Source organism: Mesorhizobium sp. ESP-6-2 (assembly GCF_020164675.1).
Taxonomy (GTDB): Bacteria; Pseudomonadota; Alphaproteobacteria; order Rhizobiales; family Rhizobiaceae; genus Mesorhizobium.
Genome location: NZ_JAIUGT010000004.1, coordinates 35408 through 54543, shown reverse-complemented (window position 1 = coordinate 54543; position 19136 = coordinate 35408). Strand labels below are relative to the sequence as shown.

Sequence of the window (19136 nt, the reverse complement as noted above, 5' to 3'; positions counted from 1 at the left end):
ATGAAGAATTGCCGCTCGGGGATATCGCGGCGCGGGGTCGTGTGGCAAGCCGCAGGACGCGGATTCGGAAGGTGCGGCTTTTCGTTCTTCCAGAAGACAGAAGGGAAAAGACGCCGCGATCACAGCGCGGAGAGCGTTTCGGGCGGAGCCGATGCGCCGAGCCTGCGCGCCGTTTCGAACAGGTGGGTCATGTCCCTGAGCGTCTGTGTCGTCCGGCTGGACAGCACCGGCGGCCGTTCCGCAGCGGCATCGGCCGCTGCCTGTTCCTCGCTCTTCTTCTGCGCTTCCGCGGCCTTGGCCGCGATCTCCTCGTCGACGAAGGGCTTGTCGATGCCGGGGATAGGCTTGAGGTCGATGTTCTGATGCGCATAGACCATGAGCCGCTGCCACACCATCGCCGGCAGCGAGCCGCCCGTCATGTTCTTGGTCGGGGTGAAATCGTCGTTGCCCAGCCAGACGGCCGCCGTGTAGTTGCCGGTGAAGCCGACGAACCAGGCATCGCGGTAGGATTGCGTCGTGCCGGTCTTGCCGGCGACGACGATGTTGGGAATCTGCGCGCGCCTGGCGGTACCCATCGCCGGTACCGCCACAAGCATGGTGTTCATCGATTTCAGCGCCTGCTCGGACAGCACCCGATGCGGCGGCGGCGCATCCTTGGCGAAATCGTAGACCACCTCGCCGGTGCGGGTGACGAGCTGCGTGATCCCATGCCTGGAGCCGACAAAGCCGTTCTGCGCGAACACGCTGTAGCCCGTCGCCTGGTCCATCACGGTCATGCCCGAGGTGCCGAGCACCATGGTCTTGTGCGCCTCGAGCGGCGATTCCACGCCGAACGATTCCGCCATCGCCTTGATCGGCCCGATGCCGAGATAGTCCTTGGCAAGACGCACGGGCACGGTGTTGATCGACTTGGCCATGGCCACGATGAGCGGGACTTTGCCCGCCGACTCGCCGCCGTAATTGTGCGGCGACCAGTTGCCCCAACTGATCGGCCCGCCCGATACGATCGAATTCGGCGTAAAGCCGTGCTCCATCGCCGTTGCATAGACGTAGGGCTTGAAGGAGGAGCCGGTCTGGCGCAGCGCCTTGGTGGCGCGGTTGAATTGGCTGGCGCCATAGTCGCGGCCGCCGACGATCGCGCGCACCGCGCCGTTGGTCTCGATGACCACCACTGCGCCTTCGGTGACATTGTACTCCTTGCCGAACTGGCGCAGGTGGAACTCCACCGACTCTTCCGCAGCCTTCTGGATGTTGGCGTCGAAGGTGGTGTGCGCCACCAGCGAGTGCTGCCCGGGCTTGGCGATCTTCTTGACCTCGTCGAAGGCCCAGTCGAGGAAATAATCGGGGCTCTTCTGTTCGCCGCGGTCGACGACATCGGCCGGATGCAGCCTTGCCTGCAGCACCTGGCCCTCGGTCATGAAGCCGGAATCGACGAGATTGGACAGCACCACATTGGCGCGCGCGCGCGCCGCCGGCAGGTTGATGTGCGGCGCGTATTTGGTCGGCGCCTTGAACAGGCCTGCAAGCATCGCCGCCTCGGCGAGATTGAGGTCCTTGACGCTCTTGCCGAAATAGAAGTCCGCCGCCGCCTCGATGCCGAACGTGCCGCCGCCCATATAGGCGCGGTCGAGATAGAGCTGCAAAATTTCCTTCTTGGACAGATTGGCTTCGAGCCACAGCGAAAGGAAGGCTTCCTTGATCTTGCGCTCGAAGGTGCGCTCATTGGTCAGGAACAGGTTCTTGGCCAGCTGCTGCGTGATGCTGGAGCCGCCCTGGACGACGGAGTTTGCCCGCACATTTTCGAAGATTGCGCGCGACAGGCCGAGAACGTCGATGCCGTAATGGTCGAAGAAGCGCCGGTCCTCGGTGGCAAGCACCGCCTTGATGACGTGGTCCGGCATTTCGTCGACCGGCACGGAATCGCGCTGGATGATGCCGCGCTGGCCGATCTCGTTGCCATAACGGTCGAGGAAGGTAACGGCGAAGTCGCCCTGGGCGCGCCAGTCGCCGGCCGTGTCCTGGAAGGCGGGGATAGCCAGCGCCAGCATGACGACGATGCCACCGGCGCCAAGCGTGAAACTTTCGCTCAACAGCTCGACGATGCCACGGCGCCAGCCGTCGACGCGAAAGCGCCGGGAGAAAATCGTCGCGCCCTCCCAGAACTGGCGCGCCTTGAACCCGATCTCGTAGAGAGAGGAATCAATCCATGCGTCGAGCGCCAGCAGCCGGGCGGCGATCGCACCTCTTCTCTTGCGTGGTTCAGGACTGACCATTCAAAAACCCGGACGGCTATGGCACGGCTGAAAACCAAGCGGGCAGTTTCAGGGCGACGCCGCCCTGACTATTCATCCATTTGCGGACGCCCACAAGGGTGGCGAGGACACACCTGCAGGGTTTGTTGATGGGGGCGGTCACAAACCGCCATTCACCCGCCTGACGCTGATCAGGCGGGCGAAGATGGGAGTTGCGGTTCCGGGCTCAGGCCGCCTCGCGCTTCAGCGCCTGCGCCATGCAGTGGATGCCGCCGCCGGTCTTGGAGATCTCGCTCATGTCGACGGCCGCCACTTCGAAGCCGCGCGCCTTGAGTTGACCGATCAGCGTCTGGCTGGATGTCGGCGCGATCACCCTGTCCTTGCCCAGCGACATGAAGTTGCAGCCGAGCGCCATCGTGTCCTGGAACGGCACGTCGATGATCTCGTGCCCTTTGCCCTTCAGCCAGTCGACGATCCCCGGCTCGGTGCAGGCGAGGCAGACGGCGGTGAGCTTTTCTGCGATCGGCACCACCATCAGGTCGATATGGACATAATACTCGTCGATGAAGGCGATGCGTGTTTCCCAACCTTCTTTTTCGAACCAGGCCTGCACCTGCCGGGCGCCTTCTTCCTGCGTGCGGGCGCCGCCGCAGCCGATCAACACCACGCCGTTCTCGATGACGTTGAAATCGCCGCCCTCGAAGGTGCCTGCGGTGACCATGTCGTAGATCGGAATGCCGAGTTTCTCATAGGTGCGGATGGCAGCGTAATTCTCGCCGCGCCGCCACCAATTGGCCATTGCGGTGATGATGGCGCCGTAGGGCGTCATTACGCTGGAATCGCGGGAGTAGACCTGCATCGGCAGCTCCGGCGTAGGCTCGTGCCAGTGGATGTTGACGCCGAAATGCTCATAGGCCGCGACAAGATCCTTGTGTTGCGCCTGCGCGATCTGCACGTTGCAGGGTGCCTCGCGCAGGTGTTTCCGCGACAGCGAGCTGGTCGAGAGATGGCGCAGGAAATTGGGCGAGCCGAGCAGCACGTCGGTCAAGACGTCGGTCTCGTTGGCGAAACCCCACGATGTCAGCGGCTTGGTGCCGCCGGCCGGGTTGCGGCGCTGCAGCGAAAACGGCTCGGCGATGATGCGGTCATGAACGGTCATGCGGTTCTCCTCGTATGGGCGTTTGCGGTCATTGCTTGCTTGGTATCCACCAGTCGCGGCCGCGCGGCGTGGTGACATATTCCGGCCAGCGGAAGTTGATGGGCGGATCGTAGTCGCAGAGCGGCGCGACCCAGGTCGAACCGCCAATGCCGCCGCCGGTTCGGGTGACGAATTCGTCCATCGCCATGTCGCGCGCGCACTTGTCTTCCAGCAGGCGAAGGGCGGATAGCGCGACGGTCTTCGCCGCGCAGATGACCATCGGGTCGATGGTCGCGGGGATGCCACCCAGCGCGTTCATCGCCCAAGCTGGAAAAACATGGCCGTTTGCCGAACGCAGGGCAGGGCGGGCGACATAGAAACGCGCCGTCGGCGCGTGCCAGCTCATGTCGGTGTAGTCGTCCGAGGTCGAGTTCGCCTGCGACGGCGGCAGGTCGCGGCGCAGGATCGCCTCTGCCTCCTGCGGCGCAATCAACCGTTCCAGCTCGTCGATGAACGGGTTTTCGCTCGCCACCCCACCGGCATTGGCCTGGATCTCGCGGGCTATCTTCTTCGCCGCCTCATTCCAGCGGGGTGGGCCGACGCTCGCCAACGCCTCATAGGCGATCCCGGCCATCGCATGATTGGCCAGCCCCGGCCGCGACTTCGAAACCCAGTGCCGTTCGTACCGGCAGCCGCTGATCGCGGCGGCGGCCGAGGCGTTTCGGTCGAGCACGGCGGTGACCTGCTCGGCCATGGCGATGGTCGGAACACGGATCATGTACTGGATCTCGGCAAGGCCCGCCGGCAGATTGTCGGCGGTGGCCTGGCCCGCCGTCAGGATCGCCTCGCTGATCGACCAGCCGCCCTGGTGCGGCAGCATGGAATCGCGCAGCGCCTTGCAGGCCATGTACATCGTCATCAGCGCGTCGTTGGCGCCGGGCGCGCGAACCGCCGAATGTGCCTGCGGGATCGGGGCGCCGTCGCCCGCGGCGCGTGCCCAGTTCTCGGGCTCATCGCAGATGAAGCGATAGATCATCGCGTAGGCCGCGCCGCAATGGGTATCCCAGCGCGCCGTGTTGCAGAGCGGCAGCATGTAAAAGGGATGGAAGGAAATCATGCCGGCAAGGCCGTCATAGTAACCTTTGGCTGCATGGATCGGTTTCGAGCCGCGCACCTTCTCCGCCGGCTCGCCGGTAAAGCGCAGCGTGCCGGCAATGCCGTGGCGCTGCATGGCGGCCTTGGTGGCGAGCAGACCGCCCAGGCTGGCCATGCCCAGGCCCGAATGTGGATCGGTATGGCCGCCGGCTTCGGAGCCGAGCCCTGGGCGGGGCCGCTTCACCGTGGCGGCGTCCTGGCAGTTGCCGGGCACGGCGTCATATTCGGCATACATGCCGATGGTCGGACCGTCTCCATTGGTCCAGTGGGCGCAGAAGGCCGTCGGCATGCCCGCGGAGCCTTCCTCGACCGCAAACCCCTCGCGCTTCAGCCGATCGACATACCAGGCGGCCGACTGGTACTCACGCCAGGCGGTCTCGCCGAACTCGAAGATGGTGCGCGTCCAGGCCGACAGCAGCGGCTGGATGCCGTCGAGGCAGGCAAGAGCGGTTTCTTGCGCCGATGTTGTTACCGGTTTCTCCATACGCCAAAGAAAGCAGTGAAGCGGCTTGCCAAAAAGTGATATGTTTTCCCGGTTCGTGCAAATTCGGTTCACCTCTTGAGAATTCCATCGACGCAGGCGCTGCGCGCCCTCGACAGTTTCGCCCGTCATGGCAGCGTCTGGCGCGCCGCCGACGAACTCCACCTCACCCGCAGTGCGGTCAGCCATCAATTGCGCTTGCTCGAACGCGACCTCGGCTTCGATCTGCTGGAGCGCATCGGCAAGGGCGTGGCGCTGACGCCACGCGGCCAGCGCTATGCCGCGGACGTGCGCAAGGCGCTGACCGTGCTCGGCGACGCGGTGGCGCAAAACGCCGGCACCGGCGTCGGCGGCTCCTTCGCCGTCTCGTGCACGCCAGGCTTCGCCTCGCTGTTCTTGTGCACCCATATCGGCGAGTTCCGGCAGATGTATCCGGATGTGGCGCTGAGCATACTGACGCCCCGGCGGCTCGACGACGTCAGCAATCCGGACGCCGACGCCTTCATCGCCTTTGGCGTCGGCAACTGGCCGAACCGCGTGGTGGAACTGCTGTGCGAGATCTCGTTCACGCCGCTCTGCAGCCCGACGCTGCTCAACAAAGTGGGCGGCTTTTCCAAGCCGGCCGACGTCCTGCGCGCCAACCTGCTGCATCTTGGCGATACGGAGGACTGGGCGCGCTGGCTGGCGCTGGCCAAGGTCGAGAACCCCGACACCGAGGGCGGCATTTTCTTTTCCGACATGAACCTCGTTTTCTCGGCGGCGATCGCCGGCCAGGGCATCGCCATGGGGGACGAGCTGACCAGCCGCCGGGCGCTAAGTGAGGGCCGGCTGGTCAAGCCGTTCGAGACCTCGATCCCGTCGCCGCGTTCCTATTTCCTGGTTTCCGAGCACGCCAAGGCGGGTCACCCTGTGCTGGAGGCGTTTGGGGGATGGTTGAGATCGAAGCTATCGGAGAACAGGCTGCGGACATATTGAGATCAACTGATCTCCCCCAGGAGAGGTGAATTTCGCGGCTCCAGCGTTGCCGGCATTCGCCATAGATGAATCAAATTTGCCGATCAGGCGAAAACTATTCGGTTGCGGTGAGCCTTCGCGCTGCCTACGATTTCCCCAGCCACCAAGGAAGAGGCAGGATGCAGCAACCCGGCCGGGCCGCAGAGATCAAGGCGAACGGGATCGGCAAGAGCTTCGGCTCGTTCCGTGCGCTGGACAATCTGACGCTCAATATCGGTCGCGGCGAGTTTTTGACGCTGCTCGGCCCCTCCGGCTCCGGCAAGACCACCTTCCTGATGATCCTGGCCGGCTTCCTGCAGCCCAGCGAGGGCCGCCTGTTCAGCGACGGCGTCGACATTACCGACCGGCCGGCCGAGCAGCGCGCTGCCGGCATGGTGTTCCAGGGCTATGCGCTCTTCCCGCATATGAGCGTCGAGCAAAACATCGCCTTTCCCCTCAAGGTGCGCAAGAAATCGGCCGCCGAGATCAAGCGTAGCGTCGGCGAGATGATCGAGCGCGTCGGTTTGCTCGGCCACGAGAAGAAGCTGCCGGCGCAGCTCTCCGGCGGCCAGCAACAACGCGTGGCGCTGGCCCGCGCGCTGGTGTTCGAGCCGGGCGTGCTTTTGCTCGACGAGCCGTTCTCGGCGCTGGACAAGAGCCTGCGCGGCCAGATGCAGGCCGAGATGAAGCGCCTGCACCAGGAGACCGGCACCACCTTCGTCTTCGTCACCCACGACCAGAGCGAGGCACTGGCGCTCTCGTCGCGCGTCGCCATCTTCAACCATGGCAAATTGTTGCAGGTCGGAGCGCCTGACGAGGTCTATGACCGCCCGGCCAACCGCTTCGTCGCCGAGTTCCTGGGCGAGATCAACATGCTGCCGCTGAAGGGCGTGCGCGCCGCCGATCATGGCGCGACCGCGCTCTGCGAAGACCGGGCAATCAAGCTGCGCGGCAACGCCGAAGCGGTGGACGGCGACGCCATCCTGGCGATCCGGCCAGAACATATGTCGATAGCGCGCGAGGCGGCGGCAGACGAGAACGGCATTGCCGCCACCGCGATCGGGTCGACCTATCTGGGCGCGGCGACCAAACTCGACCTTACGACACGCCAAGGTGCGAAAGTGACCGTCTCGGTGCCGAACGAGGTCGCGGCCGCGGCACTCAGCAAGGGCAATTCCGTCTGGCTGACCTGGCCGGCGGAAAAGGGCTTCCTCCTTCCGGACGGAGGACTATGAGCACCGGCGCGGCCTGAATTCGCCGCACCGGATTCCGGATTTGATCAACGAAAACAAAGGGGAACTAACATGAACGATACCAAGAAACAGGCCCTCGAAACGCTCTCCGAAAGGACAAGGCGCGGCGAGATCTCGCGCCGGCAATTCACGCAACTTGCAGCCCTCGTGCTTGCCGGCACGCCGCTGCTGCTGCGTTCGACCAAGTCCTTCGCCGCGGCGAAGGAACTGGTGCTGGTCAACTGGGGCGGCGACGCCATCACGGCCTATGACGCGGCTTATGGCCAGGCTTTCACCAAGGACACCGGCATCACCGTGAAGATGGATGGCTCCGGCCCGACCGAAGGGGCCATCGCGGCACAATTCAAAAGCGGTGCGCCGACCTGGGATCTTGTCGACGTCGACCCGTTCTCGGCCATCACGCTTGGCGCGCAAGGCATGCTCGAGCCGATCGACTACACAATAGTCGACAAGAAGAAGATGCGGCCGGGCTTCGGCTGGGATTACGCCGCCTCGACCTATTTCTTCTCCTATGTGATCGCCTACGATTCGCAGAAATACGGCAGCAATGCCCCGACCGGCATGGCCGATTTCTTCGACGTGAAGAAATTCCCCGGCAAGCGCTCCCTCTACAAATGGGGCGTGTCGAGCTGGGAGGCGGCTCTTCTCGCCGACGGCATCGCGCCGGCCTCGCTCTATCCGCTCGACCTCAAGCGCGCGCATGACAAGATCGCCGCGTTCAAGGAGAACGTCGTCGCCTATTGGGGCGGCGGCGCGGAAAGCCAGAGCGTGTTGCTCAACGGAGAAGCCTCGATGGCCATCGTCTGGTCGACGCGCGCCTCGCTGATCGAGCAGGATTCGGGAGGTCAGATCAAATTCATCTGGGACCAGGGCCTGATCTCGCCCGGCGCATTGGCCGTGCTGAAGAACAACCCCGGCGGCAAGGACGCGGCGATGAAGTTCATCGCCAGCGCGCAGGACCCGCAAAAGCAGCTCGTCATGTTCGACAAGCTCGGCCAGGGTCCGGCCAACCCCGCCGCCGATGCGCTGGTCCCGGCCGATAAGAAGCGCATCAATCCGGTCGATCCCGAGAATATGAAGAAGCAGATCCCGCTCGACATGGATTGGTACGCCAAGAATTACGGCGCGGCGCTGGACGAGTACACCAAGATCATCTCCGCCTGACCGGCGCGGGGCTGATATGAGAGGCGTTCTCTCCGACAGGATGGGCGCGGCGCTATTGATGGCGCCGCTGCTCCTGTTCCTTGGCCTCGCCTATGCCTGGCCTTTCCTCGGCGTGGTGAAGTGGAGCTTCACGCTGCCGACGCCCGGGCTTGGCCAGTACGGCGCGCTGATGACCGACCCGCTGGTGCAGTCGGTGTTCGTCCGCACGCTGCGCATCGCGGCGATCGTCACCGTTGTGTCGGTTGCCGCTGCCTATGCCATCACCGTCGTGTGGGTGCGCGGCAGTCCGGCGCAGCGGGTGCTGGCCGAATTCTGCATCCTGGTGCCGTTCTGGATATCAGTGCTGACGCGCGCCTTCGGCTGGGTGGCGCTTCTCTCCAACCGCGGCCTGATCAACACCTGGCTGCAGTCGATCGGTTTCATTAGCGAACCGCTGACGCTGGTGCGCAACGAATTCGGCGTCATCGTCGGCATGACGCACTTTCTCATTCCTTTCGCTGTTTTTCCGCTGGCGTCTTCCATGCGCAGCCTTGATGAGCGTGTGCTGCTGGCCGCGCGCGGGCTGGGCTCCAGCCGCATGCGCACCTTCTGGACGGTGTTCGTGCCGATGACCCGCTCCGGCATCATCGGCTCCGCGCTGATCGTCTTCGTCTTCTCCCTCGGCTTCTTCGTCACGCCTGCGATCCTTGGCGGCGGCCGCAGCGTCATGATCGCCGAATTGATCTATCTCCGCATCTTCCAGAGCCCGGACTGGGGGCTGGGTGCTGCGATCAGCGTGGTGCTGGTGCTGTTCGTCGGCGTTCTGATGGCGCTGCTTTTCCGCTACGTCAGACCGAAGCAATTGGTGTAGCCTATGCCGACCTATCGCCCCGGTCCCGTTTCGCTGGCCCTCGCCGTCCTGGTGGCGCTGTTCCTGCTTCTGCCGCTGCTGGCCGTGATCCCGGTCTCGCTGACGCCGAGCCGCATGCTGGCGATGCCGACGGGCGAGTTGTCGCTGCGCCACTACCGCTCGCTGGTCGAGGATCCGCGCTGGCTCCAGTCCATCCTGCTTTCGATCAGGATCGGCATCGTCAGCAGTGTCATCTCGACGGTGCTGGCACTGTGCTTCAGCCTTGGTGTGTGGATGTTCCAGCCGCGCTTCACCGCGGCTCTGGTCGGCTTCGTGCTGTTGCCGATGGTGGTGCCGCCGGTGGTCTCGGCGGTGACGCTCTATTTCCTGCTCACCTCGATCTCCGGCGTCAGTTCCTTTTTCGGCTACGACACCTGGCTGGGTGTGGCCATGGCGCATTCGGTGATGACGGTGCCCTTCGCCACGGTGCTGATCCTGGTCTCCCTCAGCCAGCTCGACCGTCGTATCGACCTCGCCGCGCGTGGCCTTGGCGCCAGCGTGTGGGAGCGCGCCACGCGCGTCATCATGCCCAACATCAAATTCGGCATCGTCACCGCGGCACTGCTGTCCTTCGTTCTCTCCTGGGAGGAGATCGGCGTGACGCTGTTCATCACCTCGGTCAACGCCATCACGCTGCCCAGGCTGATGTGGATGGGCCTACGCGACAATATCGACCCGGCGATCGCGGCTCTCTCGGTGATTCTGATCGTCATCACCGTGCTGGTGCTTGCAGTGCGCAGCGTCGTAGTGCGGCTGCGCGGAGGACAATGATCGGTGGCCTGTCTGCCTCAGGGGATTATCACCGAGGTAAAACTGCTAGCAGAAGCACACCGAGACCCGTCCGAACCTGCCAAGATCGCCGATGACTTCGTCGCCAGCCTCTACGCTGATCGGCGTCACGCAAGTGCCTGTAATCACCACTTGCCCCGGCTGGAGCGCTATACCCAGCCCCGACAATTCGTTGACGATCCATGTCAGCGCAATACGCGGATCGCCCAACACGGCTGCTCCTGATCCGATATGCTGCGACTTTCCAGGGACAGAAGCGGCCACCGGGTGCTTCGCGAGATCTACGTCGCGCCAATCATCTTCCACCGCCCCGCCGATGACGAACAGATTGGCACAGGCATTGTCGGCGATAAGCTGCGGCGCGCCGACAGCGCAGAAATCCTCATAGCGGGAGTCCGGTATTTCGATCGCCGGATGCAAACTCGCCACGGCGTCCATCACATCAGCGATTTCGTAAGGCGCGGGGCGAGGCGGCAACTGACGGCCGAACCGGAAGGCGAATTCGATCTCGGCGACACGCATCTTGCTAGTCGCCAGGGAAACGGAGCCACCGACCTCGACTGCCTTCTCGGCGAGGAGGCGCCCGGCCATCGGGCCATCGACATTGATATGCCGCTGGCCGGCCAGGCTGGTTGCCTCGATCTTCCAGCCGAAGAGCGGACCCACTGAGCGATCCATCACATGCGACTGGATGGCGTAGCCTTCGGCCCGCGTCTTCGGCCGCAATTCCTCGGGTATGGCGTCGAGACGAGTGCCCTGGTCCCAATGGCCTACCAGGAGGCGCGACGCGGCCCTGGCCTTTTCTGGATCGAGCATGATCAGCTCCTGAAATCTAGGAAAATGGGCCGCTGCCGGGCGTTGCTGATGCTTGCGGTGCGCAATGGGTATCCGCTATGCGTCGTCGCTGACGAGATTGTCAGGAAGTCGTATTTTCGAAATCATCGACATTCATCATCGTGACGACGAATCGGCAATCGTGTCCGTACGGTAAATCGCTATATATGGCAAAGCGTCTAGAACGCGGAAGAGCTTCTGGCATGCAAGGGTCGGTAGCGCAACGGGCGAGGGAGAAAAACGATGACGGCGCCCGGCGATTTGCAGCAGGGACTGTTTCTGAGGCTGAAAAGCGATCCGTCCCTGTCGGCACTGCTGGGCGGTGCCGGGTTGCGGCAACAACCAACCGACAACGCCGCCTTTCCCTATGTGACATGCGGCCAGACCTGCGCCTTTGACTGGGACACTGGCGCCGAGAACAGCGACGATCAACTAATTACGCTGCATGTTTGGTCCAAAGCCCATGGCGACGCCGAAACGCGCGCCATCATGGATGCCATCGAGGCCCGCCTTGCCGATGCGGTGCTGGAGGTCGGCGCTCGCGGCCAGACACGCCTGTCGCTGGAATTCAGCGAGGCACGCTACGACGAGGAACTGCTTGTCCATCACGGCCTGCTGCGTTTTCGGGCGCTGACCCAGGAAAACGCCTGACGCGCGCTTTCAATATGAACGAAACGGAGTCTAGACTGGAACTTCATGGGTTTCATCGAGTTGGGCGATGAAATCTCAATTGTTTGTCTCGCGTTGCAGGGGTGTGGCGAGCATGGTTTCAGCGGCGATCACCGTTCATTTCACGTTCAGCGCCGATGCGTTACAACGCTGGCCATGAGAACGCTTCGCTCCCATTTCCGAACCGCGACCCTGGCGCTCTGCGCCGGGCTGATTGCGGCGCCGGCAAGCGCAGCGCCGGCAGCCGCGCAGGATGAACCGATCGTCGTGGCGGCGGCCGACTGCTACGCGATCGGCCAGCAGGTGGCCGAGCAGAATGGCGGGACCCTTGCCAAGGCTTCGCAGTCGACGCGAGGTGGGCAGCCGGTCTGCGTCATCGTCGTGCTTGTCCCCGGCAAGGATGGGCAGCGTCCGCGCCGCTCCGAGATTGTCGTCCCGCAGAACTGACCCATCGTTTCCCAGACCGGCGGAATCGGCCTATAGCTGGAAGCCATCGGTCAACAGGCAGTGGTCCCCGCATGCGCGTACTGGTCGTCGAGGATGACAAGGATCTCAACCGGCAGATATCGGATGCGCTGGTCGACGCCGGCTATGTCGTCGATCGGGCCTATGACGGCGAGGAGGGCCATTTCCTCGGCGACACCGAGCCCTATGACGCGGTCGTGCTCGACATCGGCCTGCCGCAGATGGACGGCATCAGCGTGGTCGAGCGCTGGCGGCGCGGCGGCCGCAAGATGCCGGTGCTGATCCTGACCGCTCGCGACCGCTGGAGCGACAAGGTCTCCGGCATCGACGCCGGCGCGGACGACTATGTCACCAAGCCGTTCCACATCGAGGAGGTCCTGGCGCGGGTCAGGGCGCTGATCCGCCGCGCCGCCGGCCACGCCTCGTCCGAACTGACCTGCGGGCCGCTGCGCCTCGACACCAAGGCCTCGAAGGCCGATGTCGCCAGCGTGCCGTTGAAGCTGACATCGCATGAGTTCCGCCTGCTTGCCTACCTGATGCATCACATGGGCGAGGTCGTCTCGCGGACCGAACTGGTGGAGCATCTCTACGACCAGGATTTCGACCGCGATTCCAACACGATCGAGGTGTTTGTCGGACGGCTCCGTAAGAAAATGGGCATCGACATGATCGAAACCGTGCGCGGCATGGGTTATCGCATGCGTGAGCCGGAGGCGTAAGGCGGAACCGCTCCCTACCAACCCAACCGTGAGTAAGCGGCTCTCGCTGCGCTTGTGGCCGCGCTCGCTGACGTTCCGCGTCATCGCCTTTTCCACGGTCTGGGCGATCCTGACCCTCATCGTCATTTTCACCCTCATTACCACGCTCTACCGACAAGCCAGCGAGCGCGGTTTCGACAGCCTGCTTTCTGCGCATCTGTTCAACCTGATCGGCTCCATCGGCATTTCCGATACCGGCGCGCTCACCGGCGCTCCGGATCTCGGCGATCTTCGCTTCTCGGAACCGAATTCGGGCTGGTACTGGTCCGTCGAACCCGCCTCGGAAGGCGTGCACGGCAATCTCCACTCATCATCGATGACCAGGACGATCCCGTCGCCCGACGTGGCGGACGTTCCCTTCAACGCCAATTTCCAGCGCAGCTACGCGGCGCAAGGCATCGATGGCGAGGAGTTGGTCGTGTTCGAGAGCGAATTCGTTCTCGATGCCAAGAATCGCGCCGCCCGCTTTCGCGTCATGGGCAACAAGACCGAACTGGAACAGGAGATCGCCACCTTCCAGCGCCGCCTCCTGACCTACCTTTCCCTGTTCGGCGTCGGCATGATCGCCATCAACGCCATCGCCATCCTGCTCGGCCTGCAACCGCTGCGAAGGGTCAGGAACGCGCTCGCCATGGTGCGCGAAGGCACCGCGCAAAGGCTTGACGGCCAGTTTCCAGCCGAGATTGAACCGCTTGCCAACGAAACCAATGCCTTGATCGAGAACAACCGGCGTATCGTCGAGCGCTCGCGGACTCAGGTGGGCAATCTCGCCCATTCCCTGAAGACGCCGCTGGCGGTGCTGCTCAACGAGGGGCGGGCGCTTGGCGGCGCCAAGGGGCAACTGATCGCCGAACAGGCCGCTTCCATGCAGAAGCAGGTCGATCACTATCTCCAGCGCGCCCGCGTCGCGGCGCAGCGCGACAGCGTCGTCTACCGCACGCCGATAGCGCCGTTGGTGCAGCGCATGGTCAGGGTTTTGCAGAAGCTCAATCCGCAGACCAGCTTGTCGTTGTCGCTGCCGCCGATCGAGATCGTCTTTGCCGGCGAGCGCGAGGACCTCGAGGAGTTGCTCGGCAATCTGCTCGAAAACGCGATGAAATGGGCGAAGAGCGCGGTTTCGGTCTCCGTCGTTCCCGTGGGTGACAAGGACGACAACATATTCGAGATCGCCATCGAAGACGACGGGCCGGGCATACCCGAGGAAAAAGCGCGCGAAGCGTTGAAACGCGGACGACGCCTGGACGAGACCAAGCCGGGCACGGGTCTCGGCTTGGCCATTGTCGCCGACCTCGTCAACGAGTATGGAGGCGTACTGCTGCTCGAACGATCCGGCATGGGCGGATTGAAGGCGGTAGTGCGATTGCGGAGCCTTCAGTGATGCCTTTCCCGGCCCGATCGACATTGACGGACGGAACATGTCACGGCGGCGCACCGATCGGCTCCGTAGCGGGCCCAACGGCCAAATTTCCGACAAATATCAACATTATAGGCCCGCGGACTTCTCCGATGACGCGGCCCCCGGCTCATCCATGACAGGCTCCAGCTCAAGAAAACCGGTTGTTGGCATGAAGATTCGCGTCGCACTTGTTTCCGCATTAATGGCCGTTTCCGGCTGCACCACCTTGGGCGGCAAGGCTCCCACCATCGCTGCGACGCCGGCCTCCACGCCACCCAGCAGCGGCAAAGTCGCCACGACGATCATTTCGGCGATGGGCGGCGGCCTCATTGGCGGGTCGATCGGCAGCGGGCTTAGCGACGCCGAGAAGCGCAGCGCGCTCGAGGCGGAATACAAGGCGCTCGAATACACCACGAGCGGCCAGAAGGTGACGTGGAAGGGCACCCAGGCGTCCCGCTATGGCGAAGTGGTTCCGGCTCAGCCCTACCGCGTCGGCTCACAAGACTGCCGCCAGTACACGCAGACCGTCTTTACCGGCGGGGCAGGCGTCACGGCGCGTGGAACGGCTTGCCGCAACGCCGATGGCAGTTGGACGCCGCTCACCTGACGGCCTAGCCGGTCCATTTCGGACCCGGCCGGTTGATGTCGATGAAGGATATGCAGCGCGCCCGCCGTCAAAGCGTCGCAGTATGCTTGTGTTGGCAGGGCAAGGCTCTGCCGTTATTGGAAGAACCATGCTGTTCTGGGTCATAGCCGCAATCCTAACGCTGGGCGCTAGCCTGGCGGTGCTGCTGCCGCTGGCCGGTGGCGCCAGAAGCGCGTCTTCGAACGGCGAGCACGATCTGGAAGTTTATCGCGATCAACTGTCCGAACTCGACCGCGATGCCGCGCGTGGCCTGATCAAGCCTGCCGAAGCCGATGAGGCGCGCGCCGAGATCGCCCGGCGCATCCTTCGCCTCGACAATGCGGACCAGGCCGGCAGCGCATCCGTCGGACGCACATCCGTCGCGACGCGGCTTGTCGCCACCGCGGCCGTGCTGGCGGTGCCGTTGGTCAGTTGGGGCTTGTACATCAATATCGGCTCGCCCGATCTGCCCTCGCAGCCGCTCAGCGAGCGCCTGGCCAAGAGTCCGGCCGACAGCTCGGTCGACGAACTTGTGGCTCGCGCCGAAGCCCACCTTGCCGCCAATCCGTCCGACGGCAGGGGATGGGACGTGTTGGCGCCGGTTTATCTACGCATGCAGCGCTTTTCCGACGCGGTCGCCGCCTATCGCAACGCCATTCGCCTCGACGGCGACAGCGCTGTTCGCCGGGCCGGTCTCGGCGAGGCGATCGCCAGCGAGGCCGGCGGCATCGTTTCGGCGGATGCCCAGGAGGCCTTCGAGGCGGCCCTGAAACTTGACCCGGCCAATGCCAAGGCCGGCTTCTACCTGGCTATGGCCTTGGCACAGGAGGGCCGCAGCAAGGAGGCGGCCGCGGCCTGGCAGGCGATGCTGGGCACGCTGCCGAAGGATTCGCCATGGCGCGGCGCGATCGAGCAGGCGCTGGCCAAGTCCGGTGGTTCCGGCGCCGGCAATGCACGCGTCGCTTCGAGCGAGCCGGCAAACGGACCGACCGCGGGCGATATCGATGCCGCTTCATCGATGTCGCCGCAGGACAGGGAAGCCATGATCAACACCATGGTCGCCGGGCTCGACGAGAAGCTGCGGCAGAATCCGCGCGACCCGGACGGATGGATGCGGCTCGTTCGTTCCTACATCGTGCTGGGCAAGGCCGACCAGGCGCGCGAGGCGCTGAGCCGCGCTATTGCCGTCTTTGGAGCCGACAGTGACGAAGCCAGGAAATTCACCGCTTTTGCCGCTTCGCTCGGCCTGACGGCGACGCAATAGGGCTGACCGGACAATGACACGCAAACAGAAACGATTGTCGGTGATCGCGGGCGGCCTGGCCTTCCTCGGCGCCGCCACCGGTCTGACATTCTATGCGCTCGGCCAGAAGGCGTCCTATTTCTACATGCCCGCCGATCTGGCCACGGCGACGGTGCAGCCGGGCCAGCGCATCAGGCTGGGCGGCCTGGTGGAAAAAGGCACGATCCAGCGCGGGCAGGGGGCGACAGTGGCGTTTTCGGTGACCGACACCCATAAATCGGTCAAGGTCACCTATACAGGCATCCTGCCTGACCTATTTCGCGAGGAGCAGGGGGTCATCACCGAGGGCACGTTCGGCCCTGATGGCGTCTTTGTGGCCGACAGCGTTCTGGCCAAGCACGACGAGCGCTACATGCCCAAGGAAGTGGCCGATGGGCTGAAGGCCAAGGGCGTTTGGCAGGAGAGCAAGAGTGAATAGGCAGGCTCGATATAGCCGGGTTGGCGATCATGGTTGAGACCGGACATTTCGCGCTGGTCCTGGCCTTCGCGCTGGCCCTGGTGCAGACGGTGGTGCCGCTGTTTGGCGCCCGCACCAACAATCAGCGCCTGATGGCGGTCGGCGCTCCAGTCGCGATCACCGGCTTTGCGCTGACGGCGCTGTCCTTCGCCGCACTGGTCGGCGCCTATGCGAGTTCCGATTTCTCGGTCGCCAGCGTCTGGGAAAATTCCCATTCGCTGCAGCCCATGATCTATAAGATCACTGGAACCTGGGGCAATCACGAAGGCTCGATGCTGCTCTGGGTGCTGATCCTGACCTTTTTCGGTGCGCTGGTCGCCGCCTTCGGCTCCAACCTGCCGGCGACGCTACGTGCCAACGTGCTTGCCGTGCAGGGTGCGATCGGCGCGACATTCTTCCTGTTTATACTAGCAACGTCCAATCCCTTCGCGAGGCTTTCACCGGCGCCCATCGAAGGGCGCGATCTCAATCCCATCCTGCAGGATCTCGGCCTCGCCGTTCACCCGCCACTGCTCTATCTCGGCTATGTCGGCTTTTCGATCTGTTTTTCGTTCTCGGTAGCCGCCCTCATCGATGGACGCATTGATGCGTCCTGGGCACGTTGGGTGCGGCCATGGACCCTGGTCGCCTGGATGTTCCTGACCGGCGGCATCGCCATGGGCTCGTACTGGGCCTATTACGAGCTCGGCTGGGGCGGCTTCTGGTTCTGGGATCCGGTCGAGAACGCCTCCTTCATGCCCTGGCTCGCGGGCACCGCGCTGCTCCATTCGGCCATCGTCATGGAAAAGCGTTCGGCCCTGAAGATCTGGACGCTGCTGCTCGCCATCCTGACCTTTTCACTGTCGTTGCTCGGCACCTTCCTGGTGCGTTCGGGCGTCCTGACCTCGGTGCATGCCTTCGCCACCGATCCGACGCGCGGTATCTTCATCCTGTGCATACTGACGCTGTTCATCGGTGGATCATTGGCGCTGTTTGCGGTGCGTGCCTCGAGGCTGACGGCCGGCGGCCTCTTTCATCCGGTTTCGCGCGAAGGCGCGCTGGTGCTGAACAATTTGTTCCTGACCACGGCCACCGCCACCGTACTCGTCGGTACGCTCTATCCGCTGGCGGTCGAGGCCCTTTCGGCCGACAAGATTTCGGTCGGCGCGCCGTTCTTCGACCTCACCTTCGGACCGCTCATGTTACCGTTGCTGGCCATGGTTCCGTTCGGGCCGCTGCTGGCCTGGAAGCGCGGCGACGTGTTCGCCGTCGCGCAGCGCCTGATGGCGGCCTTCGCGGCGGCGCTTCTGGCAACGCTGGTCACCGCCCTGTTCATCGACGGCGCTTCGGTATTCGCAGCCGTTGGCGTGGGTCTTGCCGTCTGGCTGATCCTCGGCGCTCTCACCGACCTCGCCGTCAAGGCGGGGTTCGGCAATGTGGCAGCGAAAGTCATGGTCAGGCGCCTGCTCGGCCTGCCGCGTTCGGTCTTCGGCACAGCGCTTGCCCACCTCGGTCTTGGCCTGACCACGCTTGGCATTGTCGGCACGCTTTGCTTCGGCACCGAGAAAATCCTGTCGATGCATGCCGGGCAAACCGTCGAATTGTCCGGCCATACTCTGCGTTTCGTCGGGCTCCATCCCGCGCAGGGACCGAATTACAGCGAGGATCGCGGTCGCTTCGAGCTGATCGGTGTCGGCGGCAGTCCCGTTGGCGAAATCAGCTCGGCCAAGCGCTTCTATCCGGTACGCCAGACGACAACGACGGAGTCAGGCATCAGGACGATGGGCCTTTCACAGCTTTACATTTCGCTCGGCGACGAGGGCAATGACGGATCGGTCGTGGTGCGCCTGTGGTGGAAACCGCTGGTAACGCTAATCTGGGGCGGCGGCCTGGTCATGATGGTCGGTGCGGCCATGTCGCTGATGGACAGGCGCCTGCGCGTCGGCGCACCCTCGCGCCGCCGCAAGCAGGCCGGCGCCATGAGCCCCGCGGGCCTGCCATGAAGGCGAAGTTGTCCATCGCGTCGCTCGTGATGGTGCTGGCGCTGTCCTTTGCCGGCACGGCGTTGGCGGTGAAGCCCGACGAGATGCTTGCCGATCCGACGCTGGAAGCGAGGGCGCGAGCGCTGTCGGAAGGGCTGCGCTGCATGGTCTGCCAGAACCAGTCGATCGACGAATCCGATGCCGATCTTGCCCGTGACCTGCGCGTTCTGGTGCGCCAGCGCCTGGTCGCTGGCGATACCGACAAGCAGGTGATGGACTATGTGGTTTCGCGCTACGGCGAGTTCGTGCTGCTGAAGCCGCGCTTCGACCTGCGCAACGCTCTGCTTTGGGGCACGCCGGTGATCCTGCTTTTGGCCGGTGGCCTGTTTGTCGTTCTCAGCGCGAGATCGCGCCGGTCACTGGCGACAAAATCCCTCTCCGCCGACGAACGGGCGGCACTGGAGGCGATCCTGCGCCGCGATTGAGTGCACGCGGCGATCGTTCGCCAACATTACCAAAGTTTCATGCGTCGGAAATGGCGTCGTAATGTACGC

Annotated in this window: 18 protein-coding genes; 14 read left to right on the top strand and 4 right to left on the bottom strand. The window is 63.9% G+C overall.

Translation table 11 applies throughout. The annotated features are described in order from the left end of the window. Positions 1-119: 119 nt before the first annotated feature. From LB532_RS12785 to LB532_RS12775, 3 genes are all read right to left on the bottom strand, one after another. Positions 120-2273 carry a transglycosylase domain-containing protein gene (locus LB532_RS12785; RefSeq protein ID WP_140638763.1) on the bottom strand — a complete coding sequence of 718 codons (2154 nt, stop codon included), beginning with the start codon at positions 2271-2273 and terminating at the stop codon, positions 120-122. A 205-nt stretch (positions 2274-2478) separates the two neighbouring features. Next, entirely contained in the window at positions 2479-3411 is a 933-nt protein-coding gene (locus LB532_RS12780; protein ID WP_140638764.1) for a dimethylarginine dimethylaminohydrolase family protein, read from the bottom strand. Between the two features lie 28 nt (positions 3412-3439). Next, a complete protein-coding gene (locus LB532_RS12775) occupies positions 3440-5029 on the bottom strand; it encodes an amidohydrolase (protein ID WP_140638765.1) in 1590 nt (529 codons plus the stop codon). A gap of 75 nt (positions 5030-5104) precedes the next feature. Between LB532_RS12775 and LB532_RS12770 the strand changes: the two genes are divergently transcribed. The 5 genes from LB532_RS12770 (at position 5105) to LB532_RS12750 (ending at position 10096) form a co-directional block, all read left to right on the top strand. After that, the gene (locus LB532_RS12770) at positions 5105-6001 is read left to right on the top strand and encodes a LysR substrate-binding domain-containing protein (protein ID WP_140553936.1); all 897 of its coding nucleotides are present in this window, start codon (positions 5105-5107) and stop codon (positions 5999-6001) included. Between the two features lie 158 nt (positions 6002-6159). After that, a complete protein-coding gene (locus LB532_RS12765) occupies positions 6160-7254 on the top strand; it encodes an ABC transporter ATP-binding protein (RefSeq protein WP_140638766.1) in 1095 nt (364 codons plus the stop codon). Between the two features lie 69 nt (positions 7255-7323). Next, positions 7324-8436, top strand: coding sequence for an ABC transporter substrate-binding protein (locus tag LB532_RS12760; RefSeq protein ID WP_140638767.1), 1113 nt, complete (start codon positions 7324-7326; stop codon positions 8434-8436). 16 nt (positions 8437-8452) lie between these two features. Continuing rightward, on the top strand, positions 8453-9286 hold the full coding sequence (locus LB532_RS12755) for an ABC transporter permease (RefSeq protein WP_140638768.1): 834 nt from the start codon (positions 8453-8455) through the stop codon (positions 9284-9286). A gap of 3 nt (positions 9287-9289) precedes the next feature. Further along, the gene (locus LB532_RS12750; RefSeq protein ID WP_140638769.1) at positions 9290-10096 is read left to right on the top strand and encodes an ABC transporter permease; all 807 of its coding nucleotides are present in this window, start codon (positions 9290-9292) and stop codon (positions 10094-10096) included. A gap of 45 nt (positions 10097-10141) precedes the next feature. On the opposite strand, the gene LB532_RS12745 is transcribed toward LB532_RS12750, so the two are convergent. Next, positions 10142-10930: a 2-keto-4-pentenoate hydratase gene (locus LB532_RS12745; RefSeq protein ID WP_224556856.1), complete on the bottom strand. Its 789-nt coding sequence runs from the start codon at positions 10928-10930 to the stop codon at positions 10142-10144. Between the two features lie 261 nt (positions 10931-11191). On the opposite strand from LB532_RS12745, the gene LB532_RS12740 reads away from it, so the two are divergent. The 9 genes from LB532_RS12740 (at position 11192) to LB532_RS12700 (ending at position 19067) form a co-directional block, all read left to right on the top strand. After that, the gene (locus LB532_RS12740; protein ID WP_140553928.1) at positions 11192-11599 is read left to right on the top strand and encodes a DUF3168 domain-containing protein; all 408 of its coding nucleotides are present in this window, start codon (positions 11192-11194) and stop codon (positions 11597-11599) included. A gap of 174 nt (positions 11600-11773) precedes the next feature. After that, on the top strand, positions 11774-12064 hold the full coding sequence (locus tag LB532_RS12735; RefSeq protein ID WP_140638771.1) for a hypothetical protein: 291 nt from the start codon (positions 11774-11776) through the stop codon (positions 12062-12064). A 71-nt stretch (positions 12065-12135) separates the two neighbouring features. After that, a complete protein-coding gene (locus tag LB532_RS12730; protein ID WP_140638772.1) occupies positions 12136-12801 on the top strand; it encodes a response regulator transcription factor in 666 nt (221 codons plus the stop codon). Positions 12802-12829: 28 nt separating this feature from the next. Beyond that, the gene (locus tag LB532_RS12725; protein ID WP_281407115.1) at positions 12830-14218 is read left to right on the top strand and encodes an ATP-binding protein; all 1389 of its coding nucleotides are present in this window, start codon (positions 12830-12832) and stop codon (positions 14216-14218) included. Between the two features lie 187 nt (positions 14219-14405). Next, positions 14406-14843, top strand: coding sequence for a hypothetical protein (locus LB532_RS12720; RefSeq protein WP_140638774.1), 438 nt, complete (start codon positions 14406-14408; stop codon positions 14841-14843). 127 nt (positions 14844-14970) lie between these two features. Further along, on the top strand, positions 14971-16125 hold the full coding sequence (gene ccmI / locus LB532_RS12715) for a c-type cytochrome biogenesis protein CcmI (RefSeq protein ID WP_140638775.1): 1155 nt from the start codon (positions 14971-14973) through the stop codon (positions 16123-16125). Positions 16126-16138: 13 nt separating this feature from the next. Beyond that, positions 16139-16582, top strand: coding sequence for a cytochrome c maturation protein CcmE (gene ccmE, locus LB532_RS12710; protein WP_140494692.1), 444 nt, complete (start codon positions 16139-16141; stop codon positions 16580-16582). 29 nt (positions 16583-16611) lie between these two features. Further along, positions 16612-18603: a heme lyase CcmF/NrfE family subunit gene (locus LB532_RS12705; protein WP_140638776.1), complete on the top strand. Its 1992-nt coding sequence runs from the start codon at positions 16612-16614 to the stop codon at positions 18601-18603. Next, a complete protein-coding gene (locus LB532_RS12700) occupies positions 18600-19067 on the top strand; it encodes a cytochrome c-type biogenesis protein (RefSeq protein WP_140638777.1) in 468 nt (155 codons plus the stop codon). Before LB532_RS12705 ends, LB532_RS12700 begins: the two co-directional genes overlap by 4 nt. The last annotated feature ends 69 nt before the right edge of the window (positions 19068-19136 follow it).